The sequence below is a fragment of the Xenorhabdus budapestensis genome (assembly GCF_017743015.1).
Lineage (GTDB): Bacteria > Pseudomonadota > Gammaproteobacteria > Enterobacterales > Enterobacteriaceae > Xenorhabdus > Xenorhabdus budapestensis.
This window is the reverse complement of sequence record NZ_CP072455.1, coordinates 1,231,514-1,247,495: the sequence shown is the minus strand read 5'-3', so window position 1 is coordinate 1,247,495 and position 15,982 is coordinate 1,231,514. Positions and strand designations below refer to the sequence as shown.

At 43.2% G+C, this 15,982-nt stretch carries 12 protein-coding genes and 3 pseudogenes; 10 read left to right on the top strand and 5 right to left on the bottom strand.

Annotated elements, in window-relative coordinates:
- Positions 1–1,067 precede the first annotated feature (1,067 nt).
- Both HGO23_RS05665 and HGO23_RS05660 read left to right on the top strand, forming a co-directional pair.
- On the top strand, positions 1,068–2,051 hold the full coding sequence (locus HGO23_RS05665) for a reverse transcriptase domain-containing protein (protein WP_209028233.1): 984 nt from the start codon (positions 1,068–1,070) through the stop codon (positions 2,049–2,051).
- A gap of 17 nt (positions 2,052–2,068) precedes the next feature.
- Positions 2,069–2,530, top strand: coding sequence for a group II intron maturase-specific domain-containing protein (locus HGO23_RS05660; protein ID WP_244967900.1), 462 nt, complete (start codon positions 2,069–2,071; stop codon positions 2,528–2,530).
- Between the two features lie 464 nt (positions 2,531–2,994).
- On the opposite strand, the gene HGO23_RS05655 is transcribed toward HGO23_RS05660, so the two are convergent.
- Positions 2,995–3,900 carry an SAM hydrolase/SAM-dependent halogenase family protein gene (locus HGO23_RS05655; RefSeq protein WP_416778636.1) on the bottom strand — a complete coding sequence of 302 codons (906 nt, stop codon included), beginning with the start codon at positions 3,898–3,900 and terminating at the stop codon, positions 2,995–2,997.
- 393 nt (positions 3,901–4,293) lie between these two features.
- Here HGO23_RS05655 and HGO23_RS05650 point away from each other — a divergent pair.
- From HGO23_RS05650 to HGO23_RS05640, 3 pseudogenes are all read left to right on the top strand, one after another.
- Positions 4,294–4,559, top strand: a pseudogene (locus tag HGO23_RS05650) (DDE-type integrase/transposase/recombinase); the annotation flags it as partial.
- 288 nt (positions 4,560–4,847) lie between these two features.
- Positions 4,848–5,234 (top strand): annotated as a pseudogene (locus HGO23_RS05645) (IS110 family transposase); the annotation flags it as partial.
- A gap of 156 nt (positions 5,235–5,390) precedes the next feature.
- Positions 5,391–6,275 (top strand): annotated as a pseudogene (locus tag HGO23_RS05640) (IS982 family transposase).
- A gap of 42 nt (positions 6,276–6,317) precedes the next feature.
- On the opposite strand, the gene lysC reads toward HGO23_RS05640, so the two are convergent.
- Positions 6,318–7,691: a lysine-sensitive aspartokinase 3 gene (lysC, locus tag HGO23_RS05635; RefSeq protein ID WP_099136089.1), complete on the bottom strand. Its 1,374-nt coding sequence runs from the start codon at positions 7,689–7,691 to the stop codon at positions 6,318–6,320.
- A gap of 314 nt (positions 7,692–8,005) precedes the next feature.
- Between lysC and pgi the strand changes: the two genes are divergently transcribed.
- The 3 genes from pgi (at position 8,006) to ubiA (ending at position 11,234) form a co-directional block, all read left to right on the top strand.
- Positions 8,006–9,652 (top strand): glucose-6-phosphate isomerase, encoded by a 1,647-nt coding sequence (gene pgi, locus HGO23_RS05630; protein ID WP_209028230.1) that lies wholly within the window; start codon positions 8,006–8,008, stop codon positions 9,650–9,652.
- Between the two features lie 183 nt (positions 9,653–9,835).
- Positions 9,836–10,363, top strand: coding sequence for a chorismate lyase (gene ubiC / locus HGO23_RS05625; RefSeq protein ID WP_099136087.1), 528 nt, complete (start codon positions 9,836–9,838; stop codon positions 10,361–10,363).
- A gap of 13 nt (positions 10,364–10,376) precedes the next feature.
- On the top strand, positions 10,377–11,234 hold the full coding sequence (gene ubiA / locus HGO23_RS05620) for a 4-hydroxybenzoate octaprenyltransferase (RefSeq protein WP_169923058.1): 858 nt from the start codon (positions 10,377–10,379) through the stop codon (positions 11,232–11,234).
- A gap of 85 nt (positions 11,235–11,319) precedes the next feature.
- Here ubiA and plsB read toward each other — a convergent pair whose 3' ends face one another.
- Positions 11,320–13,788, bottom strand: coding sequence for a glycerol-3-phosphate 1-O-acyltransferase PlsB (gene plsB, locus HGO23_RS05615; RefSeq protein WP_099136085.1), 2,469 nt, complete (start codon positions 13,786–13,788; stop codon positions 11,320–11,322).
- A gap of 137 nt (positions 13,789–13,925) precedes the next feature.
- On the opposite strand from plsB, the gene HGO23_RS05610 reads away from it, so the two are divergent.
- Both HGO23_RS05610 and lexA read left to right on the top strand, forming a co-directional pair.
- Positions 13,926–14,297 carry a diacylglycerol kinase gene (locus tag HGO23_RS05610; RefSeq protein WP_099136084.1) on the top strand — a complete coding sequence of 124 codons (372 nt, stop codon included), beginning with the start codon at positions 13,926–13,928 and terminating at the stop codon, positions 14,295–14,297.
- A gap of 118 nt (positions 14,298–14,415) precedes the next feature.
- Entirely contained in the window at positions 14,416–15,033 is a 618-nt protein-coding gene (gene lexA / locus HGO23_RS05605; RefSeq protein WP_099136083.1) for a transcriptional repressor LexA, read from the top strand.
- A gap of 132 nt (positions 15,034–15,165) precedes the next feature.
- On the opposite strand, the gene zur is transcribed toward lexA, so the two are convergent.
- Together zur and HGO23_RS05595 are read right to left on the bottom strand one after the other, a co-directional pair.
- On the bottom strand, positions 15,166–15,630 hold the full coding sequence (gene zur / locus HGO23_RS05600; protein ID WP_099136124.1) for a zinc uptake transcriptional repressor Zur: 465 nt from the start codon (positions 15,628–15,630) through the stop codon (positions 15,166–15,168).
- 206 nt (positions 15,631–15,836) lie between these two features.
- On the bottom strand, positions 15,837–15,974 hold the full coding sequence (locus HGO23_RS05595; RefSeq protein ID WP_169923057.1) for a hypothetical protein: 138 nt from the start codon (positions 15,972–15,974) through the stop codon (positions 15,837–15,839).
- Positions 15,975–15,982: the final 8 nt, after the last annotated feature.

Genomic DNA, 15,982 nt, shown 5'->3' with positions numbered 1-15,982 from the left:
ATCTGAAGAGGTATGGACTGTGATGTAATCGTATAGTTCGATTCTCTGCATTCCTGCCTCAGACGAAAATATTACGGTATGGCCTATTTCAAATGGCCGTGCCGTTCTGCCAAACGAACGCGAATTTGAATAATACTGGCAGCCTGCGAGCAGTATGATCGGTTTCACAACTGATTTTTCGGTACAAAATCATCACTAAATACCATCCGTTTGCGCTCCAGTTCTATCTCTGCCAACGGCTCAAACTGTCGTAATGTATCTTTGCAGCGTGTTACCAAATCCTGATATTCGCGGGTGCTGATCCAATTCCTGTTCTGTCCGAGAGCGCAGGGCGCGGGCGGGTGTGTCTACAATCAGTTGGTTGACCGCAAAATGTAGGAGTATATTGAATCCGGACACCTCTGGGTGAGTCAGGAGTCAGCCTGTCAATTCTCATTTCACGAGGTGATCCGTTCTGGCCGTTTGGTCTAAATCATTTATGCCCGTGCGACCTGAAGTCGTATGAAGCGTTGTTCACCACGAGAAGAGTGAACCACCTGTATCACCAGGTGACCCTGGGATTCTGAATAAAGCAGCGGATCCGACAATGTAACGAAATTCGGCCACAAGGCTGAATGGGAATCGAATCGTGAGAGGAGATTCTTCCTGATAACCACAGATCGGGTAAGTGCCAGGGTGTCAGTATGATGAACATATGTGAATCCATGTAAGGTACGTTATATGAGAAACAGCGGAAGTGGTTAATACGCTGTGACCAAAATGGCAACGAGAGTTGGAAAGAAGTTGGGTAGTACTCTTTCGTGATCGATAAGCTCTCCGTACTAGAGTGGGCATCTAACCTGATATTTTGCGCGACATACGGAACAGGGCAAGCCTGTATATCTCCCGTTGGGAAAGTTGTCTGTGAAGAGAGCCGATAGGTGTGCAGGTAAAGGAGGCTAGAAAAAGCAAAGGCCGCTTTGTAATGAGGCGGATACAGATTGATATCTGGCGCGAAAGCGAGCCGACTTCTGGCTGGTCTCCCATTGCAAGATGATTTGAAGAACTTTATTTAAGGAGAAACGCAAATGATGACTTCTACAGAAGTGAGTGCCTCTCCTAACGGCACACAGTGGCAATCCATTGACTGGAAAGCGATTGAGTCGCATGTGTTAAAGCTTCAAATGCACATGGCAAAAGCAACCCGAGAGGGTAAACACGGCAAGGCGAAAACGTTGCAGTGGATACTCACGCACTCAAGATCAGCAAAACTTCTTGCTGTTAAGCGAGTGTCTCAAAACAAAGGCAGTCACACACCAGGAGTTGACGGCATCATTTGGAACACCGATGCTCGTCGCATGGCTGCGGCAAATCAATTGAGTCGGAAAGGCTATCAAGCTAAACCACTCAGGCGTATCTATATCCCCAAGAAAAACGGCAAACTCAGGCCCTTAGGCATCCCTTGCATGATAGATAGAGCGCAGCAAGCGTTGCATCTTCTTGCTTTGGAGCCCATCTCTGAGACGATAGCTGATCCGAACAGTGAAGGTTTTCGACCTAACCGCAGCACGGCAGACGCGATTGCACAATGCTTCAAATGTTTGTGTCAAAAACGTTCTGCCCGATGGGTTTTGGAAGGGGATATCAAAGCCTGCTTCAATAAGATCGGGCATCAATGGCTAATTGAAAATATTCAAATAGACAAACGGATGCTGAAGCAGTGGCTTGGATCGGGTTTTATTGATAATGGATTGTTTTATCGAACAGCGGAAGGAACACCGCAAGGCGGTATTATCTCTCCGACGCTCATGCTACTGACGTTGGCTGGCTTGGAAAAACTTGTTAAAGAAGTGGCACGTAAAACTAGTGATAGAATAAACTTCATCGGATATGCTGATGACTTCGTGATTACAGGGACATCAGAAGATGTCTTGTTGAATGAAGTCAAGCCACAGCTCATTGATTTTCTCAGAGAAAGAAGTTTGACACTCTCCGAAGAGAAACGCATATCAATGATAGCTTTGATTTTCTTGGGTTTAATCTTAGAAAGTACAGAGGCAAGCTACTCATAAAACCGAGTAAAAGTAATGTGCTATCATTTTTGAGTCACCTGCGCGAACTCATTAAGAGACACGCAACGACGCCAGTAAACGATCTCATCAACATGTTGAATCCCAAACTGAGAGGATGGGCGAATTACTATCGCCATTGCGTGGCAAAGCGAACCTTCGGCTACCTAGGTCATCAACTCTTCTGGTTGTTATGGCGGTGGGCGGTCAGACGTCATCCAACTAAATCCAAAGATTGGGTACGTCGAAAATACTACATGAACCGTCAAGGAGAATGGCAATTTCATGGCTGGCAGAAAATAGCCAATATGGACTGCCATTTTAATCTGGTTCAAATAGCTCAAACGCCGATAAAAAGGCATGTGAAGATTAGGAGTGTAGCTACGCCATTCGATCCTCAATACCAAACCTATTTGGCTAAGAGGAAATCGAAAAAGGAAAGTCGTCACTCTTGGCACGATCCTGCTCTGACTGCAATGTAGGTTGCTGGATAACGTAATACGCCTTAGTGGAGGCTTGAGCCGTATGCAGTGAAAGTTGCACGTACGGTTCTTAGGAGGACGGCACTTGGTAACAGGTGTCGTCTATCCGACCAAAATGTGTTGCACACTACTCCTGTTAAAAAAGTTAAACTGGATGGGGTCACCTAGAAAATCTAATGACTAATTAAAAGAGTTAATAAGAAAGACTCAACTAATTGGCTTTATGGTGCATAACCGAAACACAACGTAAGTTTGCACCATAGTAATGCGTTAAGTTAAGTCGGCTATTCGCTCAAAACTGCCCGAGATTCTTTGAGCGGGCAGCATCTGCACAGTGCACTGACCGTTCGCCACGGGAATACCTGCTGCGCCAGACCAGTAATGGGTTAAGTAATCAAAGGTGCATGTAAATATAGTGGAAAACCCAGACCTTATTTAGCATTTTGTGTAGTTGCCAGTTCCCTTTAATCTGAGCACTTTTTTAGGCTGATGCGCCAGTTATCACCAGACTGCACTTGGTGTCTGGCAGCGAAGTTATCCATATTGAGTGCTACCGATACCTGTAGCAGGCTGTTGAGATACACCAAAGGTTGACCTTCGGGAACTTCACCAAAACTGCTGACATATGGGGCTTTGCCTTCATACCGAATCTTATCCCCTTCACTTATTTTAATGCAGACCTTATCCCCTTTGTGGATACCCACCTTACTGACCTGGCTGTCATTGATATTACTCCAGACGTTACCAAACCGTACATCTAGAACTGGAATAGTACCTTTAAGAGTTCCATCCCTTTCAGCTACACCAGTCTGATAAGGGATCTTTACTACTTTATTTGGTAACAGCGGCCCCACCTGTTCATAGCTAATAATACCTGAGGCAAGTCGTGCCCCGGTATATGCGTATACATCACGTCCATGAAAAGTATATGATTTTTCAGAGCCAGGTACACGGTTGAACTTCTCGTCAATCTGACGTACAGATTCAATACCAAAGTGTTCAGCTACCAAGGTCAATGTTCCGTTATCCGGTGAGACTATGTAATGACCACTCTGTGTCTTGAGAACCACTGAGCGCCTGTCAGTGCCCACTCCCGGATCCACCACGCTTACAAAGACAGTCCCTTTGGGCCAGTATGGTAGAGTCTGGTAAAGGCGATATGAAGCTTCCCAAATATTATAAGGTGGAATTTCATGTGTTAGATCATAAATAGGCTGGCTAGGATTCACCTTGAAAGATATCCCTTTCATAGCCGATACTGCCCCATCTTTTAGGCCGAAATCTGTCTGAAACACCAGGGCTTCATTGGCAACAGTAACCGTACTTACAAGAGCGAGAGAAAGACTCGCAGCCCGGAGAGTAGTTCGAATATCCATAACTGAATCCTTTTCATTTAATAGCAGGAGACGAAATATACAGTTCATAGGGATTTCGGGAGCAATGAAACAGTAAACACCTTTAAGCGTTCAATTTAAATAGCTAAAAATCAGGTAGCCAACTTACATCGTGAATTGTCATTTTTAGTCGGCTCATCTACGATAGCCAAATTACCTATACTCATTTTGGCCAAGCTTGCGGCGAAATCATAATCAAGATTATAACACTCTGTTTTTAATGATATTGGCTACTTTATTTGACCTATTAACTGTTCTTATGGATCCGTTGCCCCGCAAACCCCTTCATACCACACTAACATATTTAACCCTTTCCATAAATTTGTGTAATTGCCTGTTTCGATTATGTTTAACTAATCAATTAAAACACGTTACCGCCGGAACAAGCCCGTGGTCAGAAATCGGTGCCGAATGGATAAAACAACATAACAATCAAAGGGCAATAGAGATATCTCTATCGGACTGTCGATTCAGACGGCAATACAGTTGATTTTCTGTTGACTGCTCCCCGAGACAAAGCGACGGCCTTACGTTTCTTCAAAAAAGCGATGCGTCAGCATGGTCAACCTGACATGGTGACGATGGATAAAAGTGGTGTCAATAAAACGGCAGTGGATTTAGGTAATGAAAGCCGCTGAGATAGAACGGCACCACTTAGCCACTTACCATTTTGCTGTTGTGGTAGAACTTCGTTCAGAAGCACTTATTAGGGGTTGCGAAAAATTGAGCATTGAACTGTTGATTGAATAACTTCAACCGGCTTTTAATGAGCTACAGAAGGTAGTATATCGCCATGAATCATATGAGCATGGAGCGCTTACAGGCTCGCTAACGAATACTCAGGGCATGCAACAAACTGCTGACTATATTTCTTTCGAAGAGCGTGGAATGCATACCAATCCCCCGATGAAAAGGAGATGGTGATGACGACGATAAATCAGTTTGCTGCTCATATTGGTCTGGATTGGGCAGATAAAAAGCATGATGCCTGTGTTCAATTTAAAAACGGTGAACGCGTATTCCATGTGATTGAACATACACCAGAAACACTTGATACCTGGGTTAAAGAGTTACATAAACAGGTGAAAGGCAAGATAGCGATCGCCCTTGAACTGAAAAAAGGTCCAGTAGTGTATGCTCTTCAGAAATACCCATTTATCACCGTTTTTCCAGTACACACTTTGTCACTGGCCCGCTATCGGCAGGCCTTTTGGCCCAGTGGCGCTAAGGATGACCCGCAGGATGCCGAGTTAGCGTTAGAGCTAATGCTACGCTATCCCCAAAAGATAAAAGCTATTGAACCCGACAATGCGGATACCGGCATCCTACTGCCAGATCACAATGAAGGTTTTACTAATAGCTCCGCTTGTTAAATAACCCGAATTCTGGATAAAGAATTGACGAGGGGCCTGTTCCAGGAGCAGTGTTTTGGTGTGCGCCGAAACAGCTCCGGGGAGGAACAGGCCATGGATAACTTAGTTGAAGTTTTCTGTAATGTCGATGATTTTTGCCACTTTTTTATCCCACAGTGGACACAATTTTGTCTTGATAATGGATACCGCCTGCGCCGTAGGAAAGGCCATATGTATCCCAGTGAAATCATGACCATTTTGATCCTCTTTCACATGTCGCATTACCGTCACTTTAAAGCCTTCTACTTGGAATTTCTCTGGAAATATCATCACCCTGATTTCCCCACCTTGCTCAGTTATACCCGTTTCATCAGTGTCGCGCCTTCCGTTTTGGTTCCTCTGTGCAGTTATCTGACTAAATTAAACGGAAAACCCACGGGCATTGCTTTTATTGATTCCACCAGTTTGAAAGTTTGCCATAACATCCGCATTCCCCGCCATAAGGTCTTTCAGGGGATAGCCCAACGCGGAAAAACTTCAATGGGTTGGTTTTACGGTTTTAAGTTACATTTGGTCGTCAATCATCAGGGGGAAATTCTGGCGCTTAAAGTGACTGCCGGTAATGTGGATGCTCGGGAGCCCGTTCGCGAATTAACAACAGAATTAACGGGATCTCTTTACGGTGATAAAGGTTACCTCAGTCAAGAGCTCGCGGACGATTTAGGCAAAACCGGTGTCACTTTCATCACCCAAAAGCGCCGAAACATGAAAGCCCGTCTGCAAGCTGCATGGGATAACATAATGTTATCAAGGCGTTTTATCATTGAAACGATTAATGGACAATGAAAAATAATTTCTCAAATAGAACACTCGCGCCACCGAAGTGTAAACGGATTTTTGCTGACTGTTTTAGGTGGGCTGATTGCTTACTGCCTTAAATGGAAAAAGCCATCACTGAACATTTTCTATTCGGAAAACGATTTTTCAATGACAGCTTAAACAGAATTCGGGTTAGTTAATATGTTGATTAGCTTTTGAACGTCAGTTTTCAAACAGATTACGATGAAGTGCCTGAACTATCTGTTCTGCATCTCTGCCTGGCACGAGTAAACAAACATTATGGCTACTTGCTCCATAGCTGATCATACGGATATTAAAGGATTCTAGGGGACCAAAAATCTCTTTTCCTAATCCTTTGGCCTGTGAAAGTTTATTGCCGATAATTGCCACCAGTGCCAAATCTTCTTCAACTTCCACACGACACAATGTTGAAAGTTCAGTCAGCAGGGCATTGGTCAGCAAACTGCCGTTCGTGCTGGTGGAGCCTGTGGTATCCAGTGTCAAAGCAACACTTACTTCTGAAGTAGTAATCAAATCCACCGAAATATTATGACGTGAAAGCAGGGTAAAAACTTCTGCCAGAAAGCCTCTTGCATGCAACATTTTCAGGCTATGCAGAGTTAATAAAGTCTGTTTACGCCGCAATGCTAATGCCCGAAAACGAGGTGGATTTTCTGTTCTGTTGCAAACCAGTGTACCGCTAGCCTGCGGCTCTTTACTCGAACCAACGAAAACAGGAATACCGCTGCGGACGGCTGGCAGTAGGGTAGCTGGATGGAGAATTTTGGCACCAAATGTTGCCATCTCGGCCGCTTCATCAAAAGCAATCTTATCAATACGTTTGGCGGTTGGGGCAACCCTGGGATCGGTTGTGTAGATCCCCGGGACATCCGTCCAAATATCGACACGCCGCAAGCTCAGTGCTTCGCCAAGCAGGGCGGCGGTATAATCACTGCCGCCACGTCCTAATGTTGTTGTGCGGCCTTTTTCTTCTCTGCCGATAAAACCTTGTGTGATGACAATCGTGTTATTCAGACGAGGTTGGAGATGCTCTGCCACTAATATATTGAGCTGGTTTGTGTCAGGCTCTGCTTGCCCAAATTGATCATTGGTGCGCATTATCCGGCGGATATCAAACCATTCGACATCCGTGTTGCGCTGACGTAACAATTCGGCAAACAGCAGTGTAGACATGACTTCCCCATGGCTGACTAACTCGTCAGTCAACGCCTCAGATGTTGCCAGTGAGGCAGTTTCTGACAACGTTGCGATATTATCTAGTAAGTGCTCAATCTCTTCTTTAAGCACATCCGTTTCATTTAACCGCTTGATCATTGCATATTGAATATCACGGATCTGCTTCAGGCACTTCTCCCGTTTATCTTTATCGCAACCAGATGCTAATGTGACTAATAGATTAGTGACACCAGCGGAAGCTGATAAAACAACTACGCGAACATCTCTGTTTGCCAAAATAATATCAGCACAGCTATTCATGGCATCAAAGTCCGCCACACTGGTACCACCGAATTTTGCAACAACATACTGCGAGTAGGGAGAAGATACTGCACTCATGGATGATAGCCTTCTGTTTTAGGAGTAAAGAGTTAGTTTAGAAATAGAGAGTTAGAAATATCGGGTTAGCTTTGTTGAGTCAATGCTTGAGAATTAAGCATCAATATCTTTCATGATCAGAATGAAATTATCGTTTTTTCCTATATATCCAATGGATGCCAAATTTGAAAGATATAAGCAATTAGAGCTGGAAATAATGACTTATTTTGACCAATATCAGTCAGTAAAAGGAAAAAGAGATCCATCACAGCATTAACTTGTTACAATTCTGTGCATTCCTATTGTTTATCTACAGTTGACAGAGAGCATCATTCATGAAAAACATCAACCCTAGCCAGACCGAAGCTTGGAAAGTATTGCAACAACATTTTGAACAGATGAAGAATGTTCACTTACGAGATCTGTTTGAACAGGATAAGGCGCGTTTTGCAGCATTCTCTGCAACGTTTGACGATCAGATTCTGGTTGATTACTCCAAAAACCGTATTACCGCGGAAACATTGAAAAAATTACAAGCATTAGCGAAAGAAACGGATTTATCCGGTGCTATCCATAGTATGTTTTCCGGTGAAAAGATTAACCGTACTGAAGATCGTGCTGTGTTGCACATTGCTCTGCGTAACCGCAGTAATTCTCCAATTCACGTAGATGGGGAAGATGTTATGCCGCAAGTGAATACGGTGCTGGCAAAAATGAAATCGTTCAGTGAGCGTATCATTGGTGGAGAGTGGAAAGGCTATACCGGTAAGGCTATTACTGATGTGGTAAACATTGGTATTGGTGGCTCTGATCTCGGCCCATATATGGTGACTGAGGCGCTGAAAGCCTATAAAAACCACCTCAATATGCACTTTGTTTCCAATGTAGATGGAACCCATATTGTGGAGACATTGAAATTTCTGGATCCAGAAACCACACTATTCCTGATTGCGTCCAAGACCTTTACCACACAGGAAACGATGACTAATGCTCATTCTGCCCGTCACTGGTTCCTACAAAGTGCAGGTGATGAAGCATATGTCGCTAAACATTTTGCTGCGCTTTCAACTAATGAGAAGGAAGTCAGCAAATTCGGCATTGATCCACAAAATATGTTTGAATTCTGGGATTGGGTCGGTGGTCGTTATTCCCTCTGGTCTGCGATAGGCTTATCCATTGCACTTTCCATTGGTTATAATAACTTCGAGCAGTTGCTGAGTGGTGCTCATGCTATGGATAAACACTTTGAGCAAACCGCACCTGAACAAAACATTCCTGTTCTGTTAGCGCTGATTGGCATCTGGTATAACAATTTCTTTGGTGCAGAAACTGAAGCGATTCTGCCTTATGATCAATATATGCACCGTTTTGCTGCATACTTCCAGCAGGGAAATATGGAATCAAACGGTAAATATATTGACCGTAATGGCAATCCGGTAAATTATCAGACCGGGCCGATTATCTGGGGTGAGCCGGGTACAAATGGTCAACATGCCTTCTACCAGCTTATCCATCAGGGAACGAAACTGATTCCATGTGATTTTATAGCACCTGCAATTAGTCATAACCCGGCTGCTGATCATCACAGCAAACTACTATCTAACTTTTTCGCACAAACTGAAGCGCTGGCCTTTGGTAAAACTCAGGTGCAGGTGGAAGCTGAATTTGCTGCCGCCGGAAAAAATGCACAGGATGTGGCAAATGTTGTGCCATTTAAAGTGTTTGAAGGTAACCGCCCAACCAACTCAATTCTGTTGCGCGAAATTACACCATTCAGTCTAGGCGCATTAATTGCCATGTATGAACATAAGATCTTTGTTCAGGGAGCAATACTGAATATATTCTCATTCGATCAATGGGGAGTGGAACTGGGCAAACAATTGGCGAACCGTATTCTGCCTGAATTGCAGGGGGTAGAAGCCGTGAATAGCCATGACAGTTCTACAAATAGCCTCATTAACCGCTTTAAAGAGTGGCGTTAATCTGATTTTCTATTTTATTTAATTTTATATCCCCCCAATAACACCATTTGTTGGGGGGATATTTTTTGTAATTTCCATAACTTGTTATCAACTTTTTATTTTATTGGCCTGCAACATGATATCCTCAGATTCCATTCGTTGTGCTGTCGGAGAAATTGATGTTCTCCGCAATTGGAAAATGATATGGCAAATGACACAATATTAACTTCTACACCTATTCACTGGCTTTCGGCTGGTGAGGTTAATACTCCGAAAAATATTTTAGATTGGCTGATGGAAGTCGGTTCAATGACACATCGTTTTGAACAACATTGCCATCATGTAACAGTTGCACCATTTCGGGAATGTTTCATTACAGCAGCAGATATTGGCGATGAAAGTGAGCACTTACCTATAAGTGAAAAATATTGGTTACGTGAAATTGTCTTATATGGGGATAGTATTCCGTGGCTATTGGGGCGTACAGTAATCCCTGAGGAAACATTAACAGGACCAGACAAAAAGCTGGTGGATGTGGGAACCGTTCCACTTGGGCGTTACCTGTTTAGTGGCAATAATCTGACGCGGGATTATATTCAAATAGGTCAACAAGGACAGCGTTGGGCGCGGCGCTCTTTGCTGCGGTTATCAGAGAAGCCTTTACTACTTACAGAAGTTTTTTTGCCGGGATCACCTGTATATAAAATAAATAATATGAAAAAGGAGAAATAGATTGGAGGTCAGTATGACGCAAAATAAATGGCGCGCCTATTGCCGTTTAATGCGTATCGATAAACCCATTGGCGTATTATTGTTATTATGGCCAACCTATTGGGCATTATGGATAGCAGCAAAAGGTATGCCGAACTTACATATCTTGCTGGTTTTCACTCTGGGCGTCTTTTTCATGCGGGCGGCAGGATGTTGTATTAATGATTTCGCTGATAGGAAATTTGACGGGCACGTTGAACGGACAAAATTTCGTCCGCTTCCCAGTGGTGATATCAGCGAAAAAGCATGCAAAATTTTGTTTGCTACACTTGTGTTGATCTCTTTTGCGCTTGTATTGACACTGAATAAAATGACGATTGCTTTATCCTTTGTCGCGTTAGGGTTGGCATGGTTTTATCCTTTCGTTAAACGGATCAGTAACTTGCCACAAGTTGTGTTGGGTGCAGCTTATGGCTGGTCAATTCCTATGGCTTTCGCAGCAGTAAGTGAGTCCTTACCATTACAGTGTTGGTTATTATTTTTGGCGAACATAATCTGGTCTGTAATCTATGATACTCAGTATGCAATGGTGGATCGTGATGATGATCTGAAAATCGGTGTGAAATCAACGGCAGTGCTGTTCGGGCACTTTGATAAGTTAATTATTGGTACTTTACAATTCGTTATGCTGGCAATTCTCGTATCGGTTGGTTGTATAGTGAATTTAGGTGGAATGTATTACTGGACAGTATTATTGGCAGGAGCGCTCTTCATCTATCAACAAAAACTGATTTCTGACCGTCAGCGGGAGTCTTGTTTTCAGGCATTTATGAACAATAACTACGTTGGTTTTATTTTGTTCCTCGGTATTCTTTTCAGTTATGTTTTTTAAGGGAACGGGCGGTAGCACCGCCCGTTAATCTTTTCTTTTTCAGCACGATCAGCTTAAGAATAATTCTTTTCAGAATATCAATGTGTTATTCCTGATTTTCATCTGCTGGTTTTTGGTCATTATGCTCAGGAGGCATGCTGACACTCTCGATGGTCAGACGGATCTCTGGAGACATTAACTTACTCAATACCTGATAAAGTGCATGGGCACTTATGGTAACCATGTTACCGTTATCGTGGATATAACCTTCTTCACGCAATGTATTCACTGAGCAAGCGAAAACCGCTTTATCAAAGAATTCCGGCGCATTGATTCCATGTAGCACTGATAAACGTTGTGCCAGCATCCGGCTCTCTTTCTCCAATGTACCTCGGCTGATATCGGGAGTTGCATTCAATAGAGAAAGCGTGATGGCATAGCGTTGTAACGTTTCCCGGATACCTGCTGCCAGCAATTGCAATGGACGAATACGCGCAGGATTGAGTACCAGTATTTCCTGCTCTTTATTACAAATCAGGTATTGACGTGCCAGTTCATCAATCAATGTATTAACCACATCAGGCAACTCTTTCTTGCTATAACGCATGAAAAGTTCTTGCTTAAGCAGAGGATAAATCAGTTGTACCTGCCTAAGCAACTCACTGCGGCTGATACGACGGTGATGCATCACAATGCTGGAAATCAAAGATGGCAGAATCAACAGATGTTGGATATTGTTGCGATAGTAGGTCATCAGTACCGCGTTTTCGCGAGGCAGGATAATAATATCCCCAAGACCATCTTTTTCGACCTCAAACTTATTCATCCGTAAAGCATGATCCAACAGTTCTTCTGCTGTTTTTTTCGGTACTGTGACATCATTCGCGTAAGAAGTATTACGCAACAATTGTATATAGCAATCTAATTGTTCAATCAGCTGTTCGCGAGTAAGTGCTCGCTGACGTGATGACAATAAGGCTGTGCTACATAAATTAATTGCGTTTGCGGCTGCGGCGTTATTGATGTTAACCATAATATTACCAGCCAGCTTACTGACTGTTGGTGTCAACCATGCCGGGCGCTGCGCTTCTATTGGATCGATAGAATCACGCCATTCTGGAACATGTTGGTTCAGATATTGTACTAATGGGATTGGTTCACCAAAGTTCACATAGCCTTGCCCCAGATTACGTAGTTTACGTAACCCACGAACCATCTGGAAAAACCCTTCTTTTTCTTTGGTTGCGCCCCGTAGCTCTTTGGCATAAGTCGTAACCTCCATCACATGTTCATAACCGATATAGATTGGCACAATGGTAATAGGGCGTGATTCTCCGCGCAGCATTGTCTGTAATGTCATCGAAAGTGTACCGGTTTTCGGATCGAGCAGGCGGCCTGTCCGGGAGCGTCCTCCTTCAACAAAATATTCAACAGAATAACCACGGGAAAACAGTTCTCCCAGATATTCGCGGAAAATTGTCGAATAAAGTTTGTTGCCTTTAAAAGTGCGGCGGATAAAGAACGCACCAAGGCGGCGGAATATCGGCCCTGCTGGCCAGAAATTCAGATTAATACCGGCTGCAATATGTGGTGGAACTAGCCCCTGATGATAAAGCACGTAAGAGAGCAGCAGATAATCCATATGGCTGCGATGGCATGGAACATAGACCAGCTCATGACCATCTTGAGCCAATTGGCGGATCCGTTCGGCATTATGGACATTGATGCCCTGATAGAGCCGGTTCCACGTCCAGCTTAAAACACGGTCTGTTATGCGTACAGTTTCATAGGAGAAATCCGCTGCAATCTCTTCCAGCATATTGATAGCGTTCTGTTTTGCTTTCTCTGGCGAGATTTTCTTACTACGGGCTTCATCGGCAATGGCTTTTTCAATGGCCTTGGATGCCAGTAACTTTCTGAACAGATCCTGTCGGGCAGGTAAACGTGGCCCGACTGCTGCCAGACGTTGACGGGAATAGTGGATACGTGCAACACGGGCAAGTTTATTGGCAATAATCGTATCCGTACCATGGTCATCGGCTATACTGCGTAATGAAACAGGCGTGGAGAAACGTACAAAGCTATCCCGACCGAGCCACAGGATTGCAAAAAACTTCTGGATCCCATTAAGAAGGCGCAATTGTGGTGCTGTATTTGTTTCTTGTCCTTCACGCCCCGGGGAACGTCCAAACATCACGGAAACGGGCACCATCTGAATATCCAGATTAGGGTTATTGCGATGTAAGTCCAGATAAGAATGAAAAATCTTTACGGATTCATGCTTAGGCGCATAGCAGCGGAACACTCGTGGGCCGTCATCAATAAAAACACAACTTGGAAGCTGTGCATCATCAATATCTAAAGGGTTTAACGGATCTGGTAGATCTTGAGCCAGACATTGTTGACGTAAAGTCAATAAGTCGGCTTTTGAATGATACGGAAGCACATACAAAATAGGCCGGGTCGTATCAAGACTCAACTCTTGAATGGGAGCCGTTGGAATAAGTTTACTTTTTACTAAAAGTTTTATCGGAAAATTCAATAATTTATAATATATTTTACGCCAAGCTGACATAACTGCTTTAAGCCTCTTATTAGCAATGCGTCGCAAGCATACCAGAAACAAATTTTGAGATCTGTGGAAATAAGATAATAATAAGAGCTAAAAGTTATATGATCTTAAAACTATTATGATTATTGAAGAAAATTTTTATGGCGAATCAATCAACAGGCTTGAACCGTATTATTAAAGCGGCGGGATATTCAGCAAAAGGGATTAAAGCTGCGTGGCAGAATGAGGCTGCATTTCGACAAGAGGTAATTTTAGCTGTCTTAGCGATTATTGTGGCATTTTCCTTTGATTTTGGCATGCTTGAGAGACTTTTTCTCATTAGCTCTGTCATATTGGTGGTTATTGTTGAAGTGCTAAACAGTGCAATTGAGGCTGTGGTTGATCGAATCGGCAATGAATATCACGAATTGTCGGGGCGAGCAAAAGATATGGGTTCTGCTGCCGTATTTTTAGCTGTTATTTTGGCACTGTTCATCTGGGTAACAATCATAGGGTCGCATTTTATACGCTAAGGTGATTTATTTTTCGTCAAAATTCGTTATTTAGCAGCTTTTACATTCTGACAGGTTCCCAATTCAATTTTAGCTGTATATACTCACAGTCAGACTGTATAAACAAACAGGGGGCGAAATGAAAGCATTAACTGCCAGGCAGCAACAGGTTTATGACTTGGTGCGTGATCATATTTCGCAAACGGGTATGCCACCGACACGTGCTGAAATTGCAGCACGCCTTGGTTTTCGTTCACCTAACGCAGCAGAAGAGCATTTAAAGGCACTGGCGCGTAAAGGGGTGATAAAAATTGTCGCTGGTGCTTCCAGAGGTATCCGTTTGCTGCTTGAAGAGGAAGATGAAGGTACGGGATTACCACTAATCGGTCGTGTTGCTGCTGGTGAACCACTATTGGCTCAGGAACACATCGAAAGTCATTACAAGGTGGATCCGGAATTATTTAAACCAAATGCTGATTTTCTATTGCGTGTTCGCGGTATGTCTATGAAAGATATTGGTATTATGGATGGTGATTTGCTTGCTGTGCATAAAACTCAGGATGTTCTTAACGGGCAGGTTATCGTGGCACGGATTGAAGATGAAGTCACAGTAAAACGCTTTAAACAAACAGGAAACAGAATTGAACTGATTGCTGAGAATCCTGAATTTGAGCCTATCGTTGTGGATTTACGCGAACAGAATTTTACCATTGAAGGATTGGCAGTTGGCGTTATTCGTAATGGGGATTGGTTCTGATTGTAAAAGCGTTACACTTTGTCATTTTGGGCGGTCATTTGTCATTGTTCCCGCGAATCAAACGTTTATATGGGAACTTGGAAATTAATAAACTTATCAGTGATGACCGCCTAATAAAACGGAGTTTAAAACTTATTCCGTACAAGAATTCATTTCATGGCAGGAAGAGCACAAGCCGTGAACTTCTATCACACTGTGCCGCAGATGAAATCCTGCATATTGCGCTAAATTTTGTATAGCTGATTCAATATTTTTAGCATCCCGTTCGGTAACAGAACCACAACTATCACAAAGAAACATAGCTGATGTATGGCAAGGTTCTTCAAAGTGGTGACAAATCACATAGCTATTCGTAGATTCTATTTTGTGGACAAAGCCTTGTTCCAGTAAAAACTCCAACCCACGATAGACCGTTGGTGGCTTTGCCTGTGGCTCAACTTCACGGAGCAGATCCAGCAAATCATAGGCACTTATTGCACCTGGTTGGGCTGAAATTAAACGCAGAATTTCAAGGCGTTGAGGTGTTAAACGAACCCCTCGTGACAGGCAGATTGCCTCAGCCTGTGTCAGTAACTTTTTTTGGTTGATAGTTTTCATTACATCTTTCACACCCAGCATATGCCAATGGTTGTAATGTTATCATGTTTTTCAATTCGTAGCTGAAATCTACTTAATGGTCATGACCCTATCATTCTTCTTTATTATCAATTAATAAATTAGTTTTCTTATCTTTTGCGGTAGATACTATGACTGTTAAATTGGGTTATTTACCAAATAGCTAAGCCAGCAATAACAACACCAATCTAGCCATTGATCTTATAAGCATAAATAGCAACAACAGAGCCTATTGCACTCCCCGAATAACATCTTGTCATATAAGCTGCGATCAGCCTGTTTCTTGCTTCTGGCAATACTCTATAAATGGTGCTTTGGTTAATCATATTTAACC